The organism is Streptomyces sp. NPDC002206, assembly GCF_053593595.1.
In genome coordinates, this window is sequence record NZ_JBSFCW010000002.1 from 676,737 (window position 1) to 694,284 (window position 17,548).

Consider the following 17,548-nt stretch of genomic DNA (forward strand, 5'->3'; position numbering starts at 1 on the left):
CGAATTGCGCCGCCTTGCGAAGATCAATTCGCTGAGAAAATCTCACTGGGCGCGCAATGCAACCTTCGGGTTGGAATTGGTGGACCATTCCGTCGGCGGTAATCGCACAGACTTGCCGGAGTCCGGCCTGTCGCGTCCCGTAGAAACGGATGGATCACAAACCACTCTCTAAGATCGAGGTATGACTGCGGAGCATCCCGAGGCCGCGAGACAACTGTCTGTGGTCGCGGAGAACGTAGGGTCACACCTCACGGAGGTCAGCCGCGGCGTAGGGGATTATGTTATTGCCGAGATCCCGGAGCTCAGGGGCGACGCAGCCGTCGTCAAAATTCTGCAGGCGAGCGTCGCGGAAAATGTCGCCACGCTGCTGCACATTTTCGAGAACGACATTCCTCTGGACAATATCGAGGGTCCTGCAGCTGCTCTTGAGTACGCCAGGAGGCTGGCTCAGAGGGGTATCTCGCTCAGCGCGATGGTCAGGGCCTACAGGATCGGTCACTGGCGTTTTCTGGAGTGGTGTTTGGACGAACTCAACCGACAGCACGCCGACGAGGATCTCGCGACCGCGACCAACCGGCGCATGCTGCAGGTGAGCTTCGGATACATCGACCGGGTAACCGAGCATGTCATCGTGGTCTACCAACAGGAACGCGATCACTGGCTGCTCAGCCGGACCGCCGCGCGCGCCGCGCGCGTGCGAGACATCCTCACCGAGAAGGACGTCGACCTCAACTGGGCTGAACCAGACCTTGGTTACCGGCTCCGGCAGCATCACCTCGGGCTGGTGGCCTGGTTGCCCACACTGACGGGTGGGGGAGAGAGACTTGCTCGCCTCCACCGGATCACCGACGAGATCGCCCGGAAGCTGGGCTGCCCTGACAGGCCGCTGTTCGTTCCCCGCGATGTAACTGCGTCCTGGGCCTGGCTGCCGCTCGGCTCGCACGGCGACGTCTCCTGGAAACAGGTGTCGAATTTCGTCGAGCACAGCGATCCTGCCGTGTACATGTGCGCTGGAGGCGTGGGCTACGGCATCGAGGGATTCCGCTCCACGCACCGGCAGGCACTGCGCACGCAGGAACTTGCGGCAGCGGCCAGTCCAGCCCCCCAGTTCACTGACTTCTCCACTGTCGCTCCCATCGCCTTGATGGCCACAAACATCGACGACATGCGCGCCTGGGTGTGGGGCATCCTGGGTCCGTTGGCCGTCGATGACGAGAACTCCGCACGGCTTCGGGAGACCGCACAGATCTTCCTGGACACCGGCTGCAGTTACACCGCTACCGCCAGCGCCCAAATTCTGCACAAGAACACCGTGCAGTACCGCATCCGGAAGGCCGAGGAAATCATGGGGCATCCGGTCCAGAAGGGGCACACCGATCTGGAAGTCGCGCTGCGCGCCGTTCAGTACCTCGGATCGACACTCCTTCGCACCCGACCCGCCTGAAATGCGCGGTGATGCCGTCACCGGCGGATCCAACTGGAAGCCGCTGCGTGCGCGGGCGGTGTCGGCGTCACCGGTCAGAGTGGCCCCGGCCGGCCGCGAGGTGGGCAGCATCCCGGCAACAGCGTGGAACCGTCGCCTCGACTCGGCCCCCGGATGCCACCGATGACGAAGTACACCCGGTCCTTCGACCCCAGGCCCATGGCTGGTGTCCCCGTCAGGTCGTGCGGGCTCGTGCCCTACAACATGGCTTTCCGGGGTTGTGTGGGGACCACCATGACCATGGTGGTGTCGGCACTCAGGGCCGCCTTGAACTCCCGCTCCAGATCCTCGGTGGTCTCCACGTCGACCGCACGGCATCCGAAGCCGCGGGCCACGGAGGCGATGTCGAGCCCCGGCAGGTCGAGTCCCGGAACGCCTGGCGTTTCCTCGAGTACCGCGAACTGGGATCAGAATGAGGCGCTCCGTATCGGGGAATGAGGGCCCGTCAGTTCTCGTGGAAGTCTGCAGAACAGGGGGTGGGTGCGGCCGAGACACTTGGTGGGCGCAAGCCGTGGCAGATCGAGGACAGGCTGTGGGGGCGGATCGAGCCGCTGCTGCCGGTGGTCGAGCGCCGCTTCCGGTACCCGGGGCGTCGGCGGCTTGATGACCGGCGAGTGCTGTGCGGGATCCTGTTCGTGCCTCTACACCGGCATCCCGTGGCGGCACCTGCCGCCAGAGTTCGGCTTCGGCTCGGGCTTCACGTGTCGGCGACGTCTGCGGGACTGGCACGAGACCGGCGTGTGGCAGCGCCTTTCACGAACTGCTGCTGTCCGAGTTGCACGCAGCCGGGATGCTCGACTTCTCCCGCGCTGCCGTCGACTACTTGCATGTGCGCGCGACGAAAGGCGGGCCGGCCACCGGTCGGTCCCGGCGGACCGGGGTATGACCGGCAGCAAGCACCTCCTGATCGTCGAGGCCCACGGCATCCCGCTGGCGGTGACCCTGACCGGCGGCAACCGCAACGATGTCACCGAGCTGATCCCGCTGATCCAGGCCGTCCCACCGATCCGCGGAAAGCGCGGCCAACCGCTGCGCCGTCCCCGGCGCATCTACGCCGACCGCGGCTACGACCACGACGTCTACCGCGACCGGGTCCGCAGGCTAAAGATCAACCCGGTCATCGCCCGACGCGGCACCGAGCACGTCTCCGGACTCGGAGTCCACCACTGGGTCGTGGAGGGTGCGATCGCGCTGGTGCACTGACTCCGGCACCTGCGCATCCGCTGGGAGATCCGTGACGACATCCACGAAGCCTTTGAGGGGGTTGTCGCTGGTCGACGATGGTCGAGGTGGATGCCTTGCTGGACGCGGGGAGGGTTGGGGCCTGGCGGCGGGTAGAGGCAGGCGTTCTTGTCGTCGCCCGGCAAGAACAAGAACAGGGGCCGGGGTGCTCGCAAGGGAGGTAAGAGGCGCCGGTGACCTGCCGAGCGAGCCACCGTTGGTTACTGGGAGGGGCAGGTGCCGACGCATCTCCGGCAGGTGTCAGAACGCTCCGCCCATGCGACCTGAAACCCGGGCGGTGCTTTGCCTCGCCTGGCCATGTGCCTCACCTGTCGGTGATCTCGGAGAGCCAGGCAGTGTCCTCCGGGCCCGGCGCCTCGGAGGCGGGCGCGGGCAGCCGGCGGACCTCGCCCGTGCGCAGGGCGACCGTGGCCCGTGGCCGCATCGGCCCGTCGCCCCTGCGTGAGAGCAGGACGAGCTCCCAGACCGTCGCCGTCATGGCGTCGAGCCGGGTGGCGCAGGCGGCGGTGACTCGCCGCGGATCCCGGGTCCGGCCCAGGGACAGATGTGGGGTGAAGTTCTTGGCGGGCCCACAACAGTGCGGGAACCGCTGCTGCAGTACGCGGTACAGGTCCGCCCACGGCGCCTTGCCGGCCGCCGTCGGGTCGAGCCACACGGTGAAGTACGCCCTGTGCCGGAAGGTGCGCACCCCGTCCAGCCGGGCGGTGAAGACCGGCGTCTCGGCCGTCGCCGCGGCGAGCAGCGGGGCCGCCCGCTCGAAGTCGGACTCCGGCACGAAGCCGAAGAGCACGTTCACGTGCGGCGGCCAGCGGTGGATCTGCGGATCGTAATCCCGGCGGATGTCCTGGATCGGCGGCCACAGCTCCGCAGGCGGGATCCAGGCCACCGCCGTGCGGGTCGTCGGGGATACGTCGAGGACGCCGGCGGGCTCGCCCCTGCCGGAGCTCGTGTCGGAGCTCAGCTCCGCTTGCCGGTCCCGCACCCGGCCGGCGCGCGACGCGTCGATGCGGTCCACACCCGTGGACCGGTCCCAGACCACCTCGCCGTCCGCCTCGATGAACACCACCCGGTGCCACGGGATGTCGCCCCCGGGCACGAAGGAAGGCAGTGGGATGCGTTTGAGGGCATCCCCGCGCTGGCTGATCCCCAGCACGAACCGGGCCGGGTCGAACCGCGGGTCCCAGCGGACCCGGTGATAGATCTCGTCGCTGGTCCGCATCACGCCTCCTCTCCCGCCTTCACACCTTCTCTTCCTCCAGGGTGCCGCCCACCCTGTCGTCGACGGTTGTTTCACTCGCACCGCGACGTATCAGGTGCGGTGCGCCTGGCGGGGGACGGCAGGGAGAACCTGCGCGCCAGCGTGGTGAGCACCCGCGGCAGAACTGCCGCACCTCTTCTGGACGCCGCTCATGCGCAGTGCACCGGGCGCCTTGAGCGGGAACGCGCAGCTCGGGAAGCGGACGAGCGCCGTCGCGCTCTTGAGGGATGTCCACGTCTGCTCCCTCGCAGTAGCCGCGTGCCCCCCGCCGACCAGGGCGATTCAGGGACCGGTAAGGGGGGAGATGAGCAACCGTCGCGACCAGGCAGGTCGGCGCCGCCGCGGCCCGGCGGGAGCGGATCGGCGGTATCCCGCGTACCAGGGTTTCCAGAGCGTGGCTGTCGCGCAGATTCGCACCCGATGAGGCTGTCCGGACGGCGGGAGCGGCTACCGATATTCGTGCCGGTACCACTGGCCGTCACACGCGGTGTTCCTGCTCCCAGATGGCTCTGGTGACGGCGGCAGGGCGTGGAAGAAGTTGCCCGTCGAGGTAGAGGTCCACGTGTTCGTTGTAGAAGGCGACCAGTCCGGCGACGGGCGTTACCTGCCGGGTTGGGAAGTCGTACGCCCAGGCGAGGTCGGGGTAGGTGGCCATGTCGGTTGTGACAGACCAGTAGCCGCTGGTCTTGCCCTTATAGGGGCAGCTGGTGACGGTGTCGGTGGGCTGCATGCGTGTCCAGTCGATGCGCACGCGGTCGAGGTAGTAGCGCGTCGGGAGGCCTGTCTCCAGCACCATCACCGAGGACGGCGCGTCTGCGAGCACGGCTCCGTCGAGCATGACGCGGACACTGCGGCTCGACCGCAGCGCGTCGACGCGGGTGTAGGGGCTGCGGGGGTGGACGAAGACCTGCTCGTCCTCCTCGAACCATGCGTCGATGGCCTCCCAGCGGAAGCTGACGGAGCTGGCGATAGCGGGTGGAGCGTCGTCAGCCCATTCCCAGGCCGCGCCCGAGCGGGTGAGCGCGCCCAGCCGGAGGGTGTGGCGGCGCGCCGTGCCGATCCGTAGTGTCACGTTTCGGCCCTCGTCGAGGAGCACCCCGTCCCGGATGTCCTCCCGAGGGATGCAGTACTGCGGGTAGCCGGGCCACAGCCACACATATCGTGCTCGCACGGTGTCGAGGACGGGAAGGTTTGCCGCGTAGCCGCGGATGCGGCGCGGAACAGGCTCGACATGGCCGACCGGGACGATCATTTCCGGGTAGTCCGGTGTGTACTGCTTCATGATGCGTGTCCTCGTGGCGGTTCATGCCGGCTCTGCGGGGCCAGAGACCCTGAACAGCCCATCGGCACCAGGCAATCACGGGGGCGGCTGTCCAGCATCTTGTGCCTCGGACAGGCTGGAGAAACTCGACAGGTGCCCGCAGCGCTCCCAGGCCCGACCGGGCTCCCAGCGGATCCCCGGGGCAGAGGGTTCCGCAGCACGCCCGGTCGGCCACGAGCCTCCGCCGCGACTGCCGTCTCAAACGCACGGGTCGCGTCGACGAGGCCGGGCAAGGCCTCGGAGAACGTGGTGGCAGCACTGTCCCGAAGGAGTCCCATCGGGGGCAGTTCCGCATCGCGCAGCAGTGGTCTTTCTGGGCGTCGTCGATGACGGAGCCCTGCCCCAGCCCGGTCAACGCTGCCGAGCATCAGCCTCCACATGTATGGAATCGGGATCAGCCGCTACGGTAGCGCCGACGCTGTCAGGGCGGGAGACGGCAGTCGGCCGCCCCACACTCGTGGCCCCTGATCATGGGAAGGCTCTGAGTTGTTCGCTCTCGCACCATCGGGTGATGACGGTGGAAGTCTGCTGGATCTCCTTCTCACGGACTCGGTCATCGCAGGGCTGTGCATTTTGGCCGTGACGCTGCCGCTCGTGAAACGGATGGTTGACGGCGGCATCGATATAGCCGAGCGCCTCCAGGCGTGGGATGGAGTGGGAGCGGCACCGTCACCGGGATGAATCGCGCCCCTGCCCGACAGGCGGCCGCTTCCTCGCGCATCCTTGGCCCGCCGACGTAGCACGCCAACCTGGCGGCCGACCTGATACGCCGACAGCAGTGCCTCGGCCAGGCGGGACTCTCTCAGGATGTCGCGCGGACGAAGCGGAGGGATGCGGTGACGGTGGTGCGGCCGCGTATCATGCCCAGCTGGTTCCAGCCCATGCTGAACTGCTCCCGGTCCACGGTGAACTCCGCCGTGAGCGTGACCACGTCGGCGCTCGCTTCGGTGAGGTGCGCGGTGAAGGACTGTGGACGGCTGATGCCCCGCGCGGTCAGCTGACCGGCGACCTGGACCGTCTTGTCGTCGCCGGGAGTCGCGCTGTGCACGGCAAAGGTGAGCTCGGGGTGCCGGTCCGCGTCGAAGAAGTCGGCGGACCGCAGGTGCGTGTCGCGCTTGGCGTTCTTGGTGTCCAGGGAGGTGGCGTCCAGGGTGATCGAACCGCTGGCGGAACCGTCGGGGTCGACCTCACCCCCACCCGTGAGACCGGTGAAGGTGCCCTTCACGGTGACCATGCCCCACATCGTCTTGTGCCGGACGCCGACAGTGGAACGGGCGGGGTCGAGCTGCCAGGTGCCGGTTTCGACTGCCATGGACATGCGGTCCTCCTGATGGGATGCCTGAGGTGAGTGGAACGGAGGCTGGGCGCGACGCCTCCCCTCCAGTCATCCAAATTTGGATGACTGGAGGCTAGCCGATACTCCAAATTTGAACAACAGGTAGACTGGGGCACCATGGCCACCCTCCCCGTCCCCGACGACCTGCCCGGACGTGATGCGACCGGCGAGTCCCCTTTGCTGCCGCCCGAACTGCGGGCCTGGATGGGGCTGCTGGCCGCGGCCGGCGCGATCGAGCAGCAGCTTCGTGCCCGCGTGAAGGAGACGCTCGGGGTCTCCCACGACGAGTTCCTCGTGCTGTGCCTCCTGGCTGACGGGCCCGCCACCGGCCTGCGCATGACGCAGATCGCCGAACGCCTCGGCCGTCCCAAGACCCGGCTCACCTACCAGGTCGCGTGCCTCCAGCACGCCGGACTGATCACCCGCAGCACCGCCTGCGGCGACCGGCGGGGCATCCAGGTGACGCTCACCGACAAGGCACGGCAGCTCCTCCGAGAAGCCTCCGGCGCGCTGGCCGAAGCCGTCACCCGAGCCATCAGGGGCCTGGAGGGCCCGCACAACTGTGCGATGATGCACGGCCTGCTGCCGAAGTCGGCGGATGCCTAGGACAACGCGTAGGTCCCGGGGCCCAGGCTTGGGCCCCGGCCCTCGATCAGAACTCTCCGGAGCCTGACCCGCCCATTACGGCCGCTCGTACTTCGATGGCAAACGGTCCAAGTTCGTTGTCGGAGGACAACCTTGTCCTCCGACAACGAAGTCAGCCGTGTGCAGCGCGCTGATCTGGGCCGACCGGGTTGGGTGTCAACGGTGATGAGAGGCCTGGAATCTGGCTCTGTCCCACCGCCGCTCCGTGGCGGCGCGCTTCTCCGCTTTCTGCACTGCTCCCCGGCCGGCCTCGGAAGACTGGCTGTTCCTCGCCGGCCGGGTTGCGAGGAAGTCGTTGCCGTCGAAGCCTCGGTCCCACAGCACCAGCATCTCCGGGCTCAGATGGTGCGACAGTCTGGTGGAGTATGCGGTCTGGCCTCCCGGGTGGGTCCGAAGACCGCGCCGATCACGGCCCGAGTGCCGGTCTCGACCAGCGTCATCAGCTCGACCTGGGGATACCCGCTGTGCGGGCACCGTCCCAGCCAGCCCCGGTTGCGCTCGCTGTCGGGCACCTTGATCGAGCTGCAGCCGTCGAAGGAGACCGTGCAGTAGGGGCCGAAGCGCACTCCGGGGGTGCGTGGTTGGGCGAGTGCCCCGGCCACCACCTCGAACAAGGCCCGCATCGGGGCGCACCCGATGCTGCGGTGCAGATCGCGCAACCCCTTCGCGCTCGGCGCCGGCAGGCCGCCTCCGAGCCAGGAGGCCATCCTGTTCCACACCAGCCGGTAGCCGATCTCCGGGAACAGGCACATTGCCACCAGGAAGTAGACCCCGACCCGCGAGGGGAGTTCCCGCAGCCGCTGTTGGACCGCGCGGGTCTGCTCCAGGACGGCATCCACCAGCTCGAAGGGCAGAAAAGGAGTCAGGCCACCCACATGCCCGGCGGTGAACTGTCCGGCGGCCACCGTGATCTCCCGCGAGAGTGTCACCAGGGTAGGCGGGGAGGCAGAATAGAGGGACAAGCCTGGATCTCGGGCGCGCTCGCCGTGACCGGGCGATGTGTCCCGGAGCGGACCATAGTGGCGATCACCTTTCGCGTCGGCCCATTGGGCTTCGCGATACCCAGCGCGCTGCGGTGCAGCGCGGTACGGGTCGCGTCGACGTGGACGGGGCCAGGACCTCGGCGGAGTCGGACAGCGGGTCGGAACTGCCGGCGTCAAGCTTCCGGTGCTCGGCCAGCACGGTGCCCATGCGGTCCTGAACAGCGAAGACGAGCCATTTGTCCGGCCGATCGCACCCCGCGAACAGCGCCGTTGAACCTCTTGCGTCACCATGACTCTGTGTGGAGCTCGTGGAGGCGAAGCGGCTCAACATCCATTGCATTGCGGTCGACTTGGGGCAATTCGGTCGATCCATCGCGCGATCCTCCTGCCCCATATAACCATCTGATGTTCGCATTCTGATCACATTTGTGGGCGGGCGGCGACATGATCAAGCCATTCAATCTGGCTCAAGCGCGTTGCCCGTTTGGTCGCGGCCATGCGCCTTTTTCGCCACGCGCGGTGTGTGGCACCCAGGTTGGGGGTCAAAGATGGCTACCGCAGAAGCGGGGTCGGACATATCTGGCAGACCGTCGGACGACGATGCCCCACGGCGGCTGGATGCTGCCCGAGGGCTCGGAGACCGCGTCTTCCGCTGGCAGTTGACCGTGGCGGGCGTCGTGGTGCTCGCGATCATGGCGGCGGTCGGACTGTTCCTTCTGGTGAGGGCGGCGCAGGCGCTGCGCGCCACCGGCTTCTCCTTCTTGACGACGGTTCAATGGCAGCCGGACGTCCATAAGTTCGGTATCGCCGCCGTACTCACCGGCACGTTGCTGATCGCCGCCGTGGCGGTCGTGGTGGCGGTACCGCTGGCGCTGGGCACCGCGCTGTTCATCTCCGACGTGGCGCCGCTCAAGGTCCGCAGGACCCTGATCGCGATGGTCGATCTGATGGCCGCGGTGCCGTCGGTGGTCTACGGGCTCTGGGGCCTGTTCTTCTTTCAGCAGCACGTGATCGGCCTGTCGCGCTGGCTGTCCACCTGGTTCGGCTGGGTCCCCTTCCTGCGGGTGGACGGCGTGGAGGCGGACCAGCCGCTCGCCTCCACGAGCGTCTACACGGCCTCCTCGTTCATCGCGGGCATCGTGGTCGCGCTGATGGTCGCGCCGATCATGTGCTCGGTGATGCGCGAGGTGTTCTCGCAGGCCCCTTCGGGGGAGCGGGAAGGGGCGTACGCGCTCGGGTCCACCCGCTGGGGAGTGATCCGTACGGTCGTCATCCCCTACGGCAGGGGCGGAATCATCGGCGGCACCATGCTGGGACTCGGCCGGGCGCTCGGCGAGACCATCGCGGTCTACCTGATCATCTCCCCGGTCTTCACCATCCAGCTGCACATCCTGCAGACCGGAGCCAACTCGGTTTCCTCGCTGATCGCCCTGCACTACGGGGACGCTTCCGACTTCGGTATGTCGGCGCTGATGGCGGCGGGCCTGGCGCTCTTCCTGCTCACCCTGGCGGTCAACTTCACCGCCTCTTCGATCGTGGCCCGGTCCCGTTCCGGCGCCCAGAGCGAGGGCTGACATGACCGTCCTTGAAAACACCCCCACGACCGTCGAGGCGACCGCGTCCGAGCCGGCGCCGGCCGTCGAAGACCGGCCCCGCCGCATCGGCGGCGTCACCCGCAACGGCGTGCTCGCGCTGTGCGGTGCCGCGGCCGCGGGCCTGTGCGTCGCGGTGTTGCTGTTCGGTGAACTCGCGCCCCTGTCCGGGGCGCTGGGCTTCGCCGTCGTCGCCTACCTGGTGTTCCTCGGCATCTACGCGGTGCTGACCGGACTGGAGGAGGACGGCCCCGCCGTCCGCGACCGGCTGATGACCGTGGTCCTGTGGTCGGCGGCCGGCCTGATGTTCCTCGCGCTCGTCCTGGTGGTCGGCTTCACCCTCTACCGAGGCCGCGACGCGCTGCCCCACCTGAACTTCTTCACCGAGGACATGCAGGCGGCTGGACCTCTGGACCCGCTGTCCAAGGGCGGGATCGCCCACGCGATGCTCGGCACGCTCATCATGATCAGCATCGCGCTCGCCATCACCGTCCCGCTGGGGCTGGCCTGCGCGGTCTACCTCAACCAGATCACCGGCCGCTTCGCCCGCTTCGTACGCACCATCGTCGAGGCCATGACGGCGCTGCCGTCGATCGTCGCCGGCCTGATGGTGTACGCGATCTGGATCCTCGGCCTCGGACTCCAGAAGTCCGGTCTCGCGGCCGGGTTCGCGATCAGTGTGATGATGCTGCCGATCGTCATCCGGGCGGCGGACGTCGTCCTGCGACTCGTCCCCGGTAACCTCACCGAGGCCGCCGAGGCGCTGGGCGCACCGCGGATGCGGACCGTATGGCACGTCATCCTGCCGACCGCACGTTCCGGCCTGGCCACCGCGGTGATCCTGGGCACCGCGCGCGGCATCGGCGAGACCTCACCCGTCCTGCTCACCGCGGGCTTCACCGCGGCCCTGAACGCCGACCCGACCTCCGGCCCGATGGTGTCGCTGCCGCTCGCGGTCTTCTCCTTCATCAAGTCGCCCGAGCCCACGATGATCGCCCGCGGGTTCGGCGCCGCTGCCGTACTGATGGCGCTCGTCCTGGTGCTCTTCGCGGTGGCCCGCGTCCTCGGTGGCCGCGGCCCCGGTCAGCAGAACAAGCGGCAGGCACGGCGTACCGCCCGTGCCTCACGCCGTGACACCCGGCGTTTCGAGGACCTGCACGGCCCCGCCCCGATCCTTCCCGGCGGGGACCCCGCCGCCCCCGCGTCCGTATCCGGAGTGAACGACTGATGCCCAGCCATTTCGCACCCCGCGCCTGGCTCACCCTGACCATGGTGTTCGGCGTGCTCGCCTCGATCCTGCTCGGCCCGGTGACACAGGCCGGCGCCGCGCCGGACAACTACACCCCGATCGCCGGGGCCGGCTCCACCTGGGCCGAGAACGCCGTCGACGAGTGGCGCCGCGACGTCAACCAGTACGGCATGCGGATCAGTTACTCCGGTACCGGATCCTCCGACGGCCGCCGTCAGTTCCTCAACGGAACCGTGGACTTCGCGGTCTCCGACATCCCGTTCCAGACCCATCCCACCGACGGCTCCGCGGCCGAGAACCCGGCCCCCGGTACGTACGCGTACATGCCGATCGTGGCCGGCGGCACGGTGTTCATGTACCACCTGACCATCGGCGGCAAGAAGGTCACCAACCTGCGGCTGTCGGGCGATGTGGTCACCAAGATCTATACCCGGGCCATCTCCTACTGGGACGACCCGGTCATCGCCGCGGACAACCCCGGCATGAAGCTGCCGCACCGCATCATCGTCCCTGTCGTACGGTCCGACGGGTCCGGTTCCACCGCGCAGTTCACGCAGTGGATGGCCAACCAGCACTCCTCGCTGTGGAGCACGTACTGCGGGAAGGTGGGCCGCTCCGGGGCCTGCGGCCAGACGTCGTACTTCCCGACCGTGCCCGGCATGATCGCCCAGTCCGGTGACCTCGGTGTGGCGGGCTATGTGGCACAGGGGTACGGCGAGGGCTCGATCGGCTACGTCAACTACTCGTACGCGCTGAACGCGCACTTCCCGGTCGCCAAGGTGCTCAACCACTCCGGCTACTACACCGAGCCGACCGCGCAGAATGTCGCGGTCTCGCTCCTCAAGGCGCGGATCAACACCAACAAGAGTTCGCCGGACTACCTCACACAGAAGCTCGAAGGGGTCTACAACGACAGCGACAGACGCAACTACCCGCTGTCCAGCTACTCCTACATGGTCCTCCCGCTGAAGGCTCAGGGCACCTTCACCGAGGCCAAGGGCAAGACGCTCGGCGCCTTCTCCTACTACTTCATGTGCCAGGGGCAGCAGCAGGCCGACAAACTCGGTTACTCACCGCTGCCCATCAACCTGGTCAAGGCCGGGTTCGAGCAGATCCGCAGGGTTCCCGGCGTCAAGACCCAGAACATCAACATCAAGGGCTGCAACAACCCCACCTTCAGCGCCGACGGCAGCAACCACCTCGCCCAGACCGCTCCGTACCCCAGTGCGTGCGACAAGAAGGGCGCAACGGCCTGCACCACCGGCAGCGGCGGCGCGAAGGGCGGCTCGGGCGGCGGCGGCGCGTCCGCCACCGGTGGCACCGGAGGCAGTGGAGGCACCGGCACGTCCGGGGGCTCGGCCGGTGGCACCGGCGGCGCGGCAGCCGGAGGTGCGGGAGGAGGCCCGTCCGTCGACCCGGACACCGGTCAGGCACTCACCTCCGGGGGCGGCGCCACCGGAGGTGCCGGAGGCGATGTCGCGTCGGGCGGCGCGGCCGGCTCCGTGAACCTTGCCGAGCCGGTCACCGTGGCCGGCCGTGGCGGCTGGGGCGGCGCACAGACCCTGATGCTGCTGACCGCGATCGTGCTGCTGGGCCTGGTGCTGCTTCCTTCCGCCATGTCCCGGGCACTCGCCTCCCGGAAGGACTCGGCCTCGTGAAGACCTCAGCCACGAATCGTCTGCTCCGAATCACCCTGCGCCTGGGTGCGGGGGCGGTGATCGGCGCCCTGCTCGGTGCCGTTACGGCTCAGGCCGCCCAGCCGGCCGCCGCCGTGGCGGACTCCACCGTGACCGTGTCCGGGCGCGGTGAGTTCAAGGACATGAGGTTCACGGTCAGCCAGACCACGCATCTCACCAACCAGGCTGTCTCCGTGAGCTGGACCGGCGGGAGGTCCACCGCGTTCGCCGGCGCCCTGTTCAACACCGACTTCGTCCAGATCATGCAGTGCTGGGGCGATGACGACGGGACGGTCAAGGGCAACCCCGGTCCGTCGCGCACCCAGTGCCAGTACGGCGCGTCGCCCACCACAAACCGCGGCGGCTGGCCCGGCAACGCCTACGACGACACCAGGTCCGTCACCTACAGCGCCGGCCCGTCGAACTACGGCCAGGACGACAGCTACGGAGCGGGCGGCGCCTTCGGCCAGGGGGAGGTGCCGTTCAAGTCCGTCGACGGCACGGTGATCACCAAGAACACCCAGAACAACCCGTTGTTCAACTACATCACCACCAACGAGGTCGACTTCGCCCGCACTAGCTCCGACGGCACCGGCCAGGAGTTCTTCGAGGTGCAGACCGCCAACGAGGCCCCGCACCTCGGCTGTGGCGTCCCGGTCACCAAAGCCGGCGTCACCACCCCCCGCTCCTGCTGGCTGGTGATCGTCCCGCAGGGTCACCTCGACCTCGACGGCCAGCCATACGCCGACAGGACACAGGTCAACGCCGGCTCCCCGGTGTCCTCCACCAACTGGAAGAACCGGGTCGCGATCAAGCTGGGCTTCAACTCGGTCGCGACGAACTGCGCCCTCGGCGCGGACGAGCGCGCCACCACCGGCAGCGAGCTGGCCGCCGATGCCATGACGAGCTGGCAGGCCGCGCTGTGCCCCACCGGCACGGTCTACGGCTACACCGAGATGGGTGAACCCGACGCCCGAGCCCGGCTCTCCCGGGACGCCAAGGCCGGACTCGCCTTCACCACCCGTGCGCTCGGCGACGACCCCGGCACCACCGCACCGGGCGGTCTGACGGCCTACGCACCCGTCGCGCTGTCCGGCGCCGTCATCGGTTTCACCATCGAGCGCAGGGCCAAAGCGGGTGCCCCGGAGTCCACGCAGAAGATCTCGGGCACCAAGGTGCAGTCCATCAGCCTGACCCCCCGGCTGGTCGCCAAGCTGCTCACCGAGTCGTATCGCGGCTCCGTATGGGGCTCGGTCGTGACCAGATCCTCGGGCGGTACGTCCACATCGGAGGCCGCCAAGGGTTACCAGTGGGCCGTGAGCAACCCCGCCGGCCTGGTCACCGACCCTGAATTCCTCTCCCTCAACCCGGAGTTCGCCCACCTCTCCGTCGCCGAGACACCAGCCACAGACACGGATCTGATCACCTCGCTCGGCCATTCGGACACCGCTCGTACGGTGTGGAAGTGGATCGCCTCCGACGAGGACGCCCGGCACTTCCTGTCCGGCGTTCCCGACGAGTGGGGCATGCACGTCAACCCCTACTTCAGTACGAGCGCGGACGTGAACCCCACCGGCCTCGCCTTCGAGCTGGCCCGTGACGACTTCCCCAAGAGCGACCCGTGGTGCCTGATCCCGGCAGAGACCGGTGTCGCCGGCAAGCAGTGCATGACGGACTTCCACCCCTACGTGGACGACATGCACGCCGGCGCGCTGAGCACCCGCCGCGCCGACACCCTGTGGAAGTCCTACTGGGACGCCCTCGCCGTACCGCCCATCTACAAGAGCGTGGGCCCGCAGATCGTCGGTTCGCGCTTCGTGATCAGCATCACGGACGCCGCGTCGGCCGCCCGCTACAGCCTCCAGAGCGCCAAACTGCGCAACGCCGCAGGGAAGTTCACCGCGCCCACCGTGACCACGCTGACCACCGCGGCGGCGGGTGCGGCCGACGACACCGCGCACCCCATCGACCCGGCCAGCGCCAAGGCGGACGCCTACCCGCTGGCGCAGCTGGTGTACGGCGCGGTGCGTCCCGCCGCGCTGACGGCCGGCGCGCGCAAAGACTACGCCCGGCTGCTGAACTACGCCGCCGGGTCGGGCCAGACCACCGGCAGCGACCCGGGTGATCTGCCTCCGGGCTACGCACCCCTGCCCACGGCGCTGCGGACCCAGGCACGCCAGGCCGCGACCGTGATCGCCAACTGGAAGAGCCAGTCCTCCGCCGGCGACCCCACGGACGACCCGGCGGGCGGCGGATCCGGGACATCCGGCGGCACCGGTACGTCCGCCGGCACCGGTTCCTCGGGCGTCGCGGGTGCTTCCGGTGCCGGCGGCACCGGGAAGCCCGGCAGCCCGGCCCCCAGCGCGGCGGCGGCCTTCGGCGGCGGCGCGGCGGTGGAGACCACCGCCAACGGCATCACCCCGGGGGACCCCAGCAGCTCTCTGCGCTACGCGATACCGATCGGTGCCGCCCTCGGCGCCGGCGCCGCGATCGGGGCGCCCTTCGCGGGCGGGTCGAGGATCCGGCTGCCGCTGCGGCTGCCCCTCCCGGGCGGCCGGAGCGTCACCGTCCTGCCCCGCCTGACCCTGCCCCGGCGGTTGCGCCTTCGTCCCTGAGAAACCCACAGACCACCGCCCGCCCCGAAAGACAGTCGGGGCGGACGGCGCGCTCCACCTTGCCAGAAACCCATGCGTCACCACACGTATCACTGTTCCGAGCAGGAGAACTCCATGCGCAGAATCCGCCTCACCGCGACGGCTGTAGCCGCCGCCACCGTGGCCGGTGGCCTGGCTCTCGCCAGCCCGGCGTCGGCCGACCCCACGCCCGCGGGCACCTTCCGCACGCTCGTCGGCGTCGGTTCCGACACCACGCAGGACGTACTCAACGCCCTGGCCGGCGACACCGTCAGCGGCACCAGCTACGCCGACACCGCCGTGAAGGCCGGCAGCGACGGCATCGCTTCGTACGACGCGATCGAGCCCCTTACCGGCGCCGTCGACTCGAAGATCACCACCCGGAACGGTGGCCCGTCCTTCCTGCGCCCCAACGGTTCCGGCAAGGGCCGCACGGCCCTCACGGACTCTCTCGCGGGCGTCCCGTTCGGCACCGGCGCCAGCATCAAGAACCAGGTCGACTTCGCGCGCTCCTCCGGCGGCCCGAGCGCCTCCGGCACGGCCCTGACATACATCCCGTTCGCCCGGGATGCCGTCGGAGTCGCCGTCAAGGGCAGCGCCCTGCAGAACCTGACGCCCGCCCAACTGCACGACATCTACTCGGGTGTCCTCACCGTAGTGAACGGCCAGCAGGTCAGGCCCTTCATCCCGCAGGGCGGCTCCGGCACCCGGAAGTTCTTCCTGGGCGCCATCGGTGTCCCCGACGACGCCGCGGTCGACAAGATCGCCACCGTCGTCCAGGAGAACCAGGCCGACGACGCCGTGAAGAGCGACGGGGACCTGGTTCCGTTCTCCGTGGCGAGCTGGATCGCGCAGAACAACGGCATCGCTCCCGATCACAGCAAGAAGGCGATCGCGGACGGCGCCTTCCTGGCCAGCCTCCAGCTCCCCGGCAACCAGACCTTCAGCTCCCCGGTCGCCGTGAAGACGGACGGCAAGCTCGCCCCCGCCACCGACTTCTACAACGACGCGACCTTCGGCCGCGATGTCTTCAACGTCGTCCCCAGCAGGGCGATCGACCCCACCAGCGTCTTCTTCGACAAGTCGCTGTTCGACGTCTTCGTCACCAACGGCACCCACGAGGCCGCCTTGGCCACGGACACCGCCGAGGGTGTCATCGCCAAGTTCGGTTTCGTGAACGAGCCGTACAACGGGTCCACCAACCCCGCCAAGCACGCCAAGTTCGGCGGCCTGGAGGATTCCACCCTTCCCACCGCCCTCCCGGGCACCCCGGCGACCAAGGCCGTCACGGGCAGCGGAAGCCTCAACGTCTCCTGGGCCGCCCCCGCGGTGACCGGCCTGCCGGTCACCGACTACCGCGTGGTGCTGACCGACGCCAACGGCCTGCCCGTCCAGAACAAGGACTTCCCCGCCACCACCAAGTCGTTCGTGTTCACCGGCCTCAAGGCCGCGAAGTACACCGCCACGGTCACGGCGAACAACCTGGTCGGCGGCGGTATCCCGGCCACGGTGACCACCCCGGTCAAGTACGCCAGCCACACCGCGGCCACCGCCGCGAACGTCGCCTACGGCATCACGCCGAAGGTCAGCGTGAGCGTCACCGACACCCACGCCGTCACCGCGACCGGCAAGGTGACAGTCCTGGAGGGCACGAAGGTCCTCGGCACCGGCACCCTGAGCGGCGGCAAGGTCTCCGTCGCGCTGTCCAACCGCCTCTCGGTCACTACGCACAACCTGTCGGTGGCCTACGCCGGCAGCAGCACGCTGAGCGCGTCCTCGACGACCGTCAAGCTGACGGTGGCCAAGGCCACCCCGACCGTCATCACCAGCCACCCGACCACGGTGAGCCACACCGCCCACGCCAAGGTGACCGCCACGGTCAAGGCAACGGGCTTCGTCCCCACCGGCAAGGTGCAGATCATGGAGGGCACCAAGGTCCTCGCGACCGGCACCCTCGCGAGCGGCCAGGTCGTCGTGACCCTGCCGACGCTCCGCACGGGCAAGCACACGCTGCACACGCACTACACCGGTACCTCCACGACCCTCGCGCGCAACGGCGCCAACTTCACCATCACCTCCAAGTGACCCACCGCGCCGGGGAGGTCCTCGCGGCCTCTCCGGCGCACCCCT

13 protein-coding genes are annotated in these 17,548 nt (G+C 68.7%); 8 read left to right on the plus strand and 5 right to left on the minus strand.

Translation table 11 applies throughout. The features are described from left to right. Positions 1–181: 181 nt before the first annotated feature. The gene (locus tag ACWCP8_RS07930) at positions 182–1,444 is read left to right on the plus strand and encodes a PucR family transcriptional regulator (protein WP_451114836.1); all 1,263 of its coding nucleotides are present in this window, start codon (positions 182–184) and stop codon (positions 1,442–1,444) included. 236 nt (positions 1,445–1,680) lie between these two features. Here ACWCP8_RS07930 and ACWCP8_RS07935 read toward each other — a convergent pair whose 3' ends face one another. After that, the gene (locus tag ACWCP8_RS07935) at positions 1,681–1,842 is read right to left on the minus strand and encodes a thiamine pyrophosphate-dependent enzyme (RefSeq protein WP_352263780.1); all 162 of its coding nucleotides are present in this window, start codon (positions 1,840–1,842) and stop codon (positions 1,681–1,683) included. A gap of 244 nt (positions 1,843–2,086) precedes the next feature. On the opposite strand from ACWCP8_RS07935, the gene ACWCP8_RS07940 reads away from it, so the two are divergent. Then, positions 2,087–2,686, plus strand: coding sequence for an IS5 family transposase (locus ACWCP8_RS07940; RefSeq protein WP_451114838.1), 600 nt, complete (start codon positions 2,087–2,089; stop codon positions 2,684–2,686). A 343-nt stretch (positions 2,687–3,029) separates the two neighbouring features. Here the strand turns inward: ACWCP8_RS07940 and ACWCP8_RS07945 are convergent, their stop codons facing one another. The 3 genes from ACWCP8_RS07945 to ACWCP8_RS07955 form a co-directional block, all read right to left on the minus strand. Beyond that, positions 3,030–3,944, minus strand: a complete 915-nt coding sequence (locus ACWCP8_RS07945) for an RNA repair domain-containing protein (protein WP_451114840.1) — start codon at positions 3,942–3,944, stop codon at positions 3,030–3,032. A gap of 517 nt (positions 3,945–4,461) precedes the next feature. Beyond that, positions 4,462–5,265 (minus strand): DUF427 domain-containing protein, encoded by an 804-nt coding sequence (locus ACWCP8_RS07950; RefSeq protein ID WP_451114842.1) that lies wholly within the window; start codon positions 5,263–5,265, stop codon positions 4,462–4,464. An 841-nt stretch (positions 5,266–6,106) separates the two neighbouring features. Continuing rightward, the gene (locus ACWCP8_RS07955; protein ID WP_451114844.1) at positions 6,107–6,622 is read right to left on the minus strand and encodes a YceI family protein; all 516 of its coding nucleotides are present in this window, start codon (positions 6,620–6,622) and stop codon (positions 6,107–6,109) included. A 135-nt stretch (positions 6,623–6,757) separates the two neighbouring features. Between ACWCP8_RS07955 and ACWCP8_RS07960 the strand changes: the two genes are divergently transcribed. Next, positions 6,758–7,246 carry a MarR family winged helix-turn-helix transcriptional regulator gene (locus tag ACWCP8_RS07960; RefSeq protein ID WP_352263564.1) on the plus strand — a complete coding sequence of 163 codons (489 nt, stop codon included), beginning with the start codon at positions 6,758–6,760 and terminating at the stop codon, positions 7,244–7,246. A gap of 377 nt (positions 7,247–7,623) precedes the next feature. Here the strand turns inward: ACWCP8_RS07960 and ACWCP8_RS07965 are convergent, their stop codons facing one another. Next, positions 7,624–8,214, minus strand: a complete 591-nt coding sequence (locus tag ACWCP8_RS07965; RefSeq protein ID WP_451114846.1) for a transposase domain-containing protein — start codon at positions 8,212–8,214, stop codon at positions 7,624–7,626. Positions 8,215–8,816: 602 nt separating this feature from the next. On the opposite strand from ACWCP8_RS07965, the gene pstC reads away from it, so the two are divergent. The 5 genes from pstC (at position 8,817) to ACWCP8_RS07990 (ending at position 17,503) form a co-directional block, all read left to right on the plus strand. Further along, a complete protein-coding gene (pstC, locus tag ACWCP8_RS07970; protein ID WP_451114848.1) occupies positions 8,817–9,842 on the plus strand; it encodes a phosphate ABC transporter permease subunit PstC in 1,026 nt (341 codons plus the stop codon). A gap of 1 nt (position 9,843) precedes the next feature. Further along, complete coding sequence (gene pstA, locus ACWCP8_RS07975) at positions 9,844–11,088, plus strand: phosphate ABC transporter permease PstA (protein ID WP_382839870.1); 1,245 nt, start codon at positions 9,844–9,846, stop codon at positions 11,086–11,088. Next, positions 11,088–12,767 carry a phosphate ABC transporter substrate-binding protein PstS gene (locus tag ACWCP8_RS07980; protein WP_451114851.1) on the plus strand — a complete coding sequence of 560 codons (1,680 nt, stop codon included), beginning with the start codon at positions 11,088–11,090 and terminating at the stop codon, positions 12,765–12,767. The genes pstA and ACWCP8_RS07980 overlap by 1 nt, the downstream gene beginning before the upstream one ends. After that, a complete protein-coding gene (locus ACWCP8_RS07985) occupies positions 12,764–15,400 on the plus strand; it encodes a hypothetical protein (RefSeq protein ID WP_352263572.1) in 2,637 nt (878 codons plus the stop codon). Before ACWCP8_RS07980 ends, ACWCP8_RS07985 begins: the two co-directional genes overlap by 4 nt. A gap of 114 nt (positions 15,401–15,514) precedes the next feature. Beyond that, a complete protein-coding gene (locus tag ACWCP8_RS07990) occupies positions 15,515–17,503 on the plus strand; it encodes an Ig-like domain repeat protein (RefSeq protein ID WP_352263574.1) in 1,989 nt (662 codons plus the stop codon). Positions 17,504–17,548 lie beyond the last annotated feature (45 nt).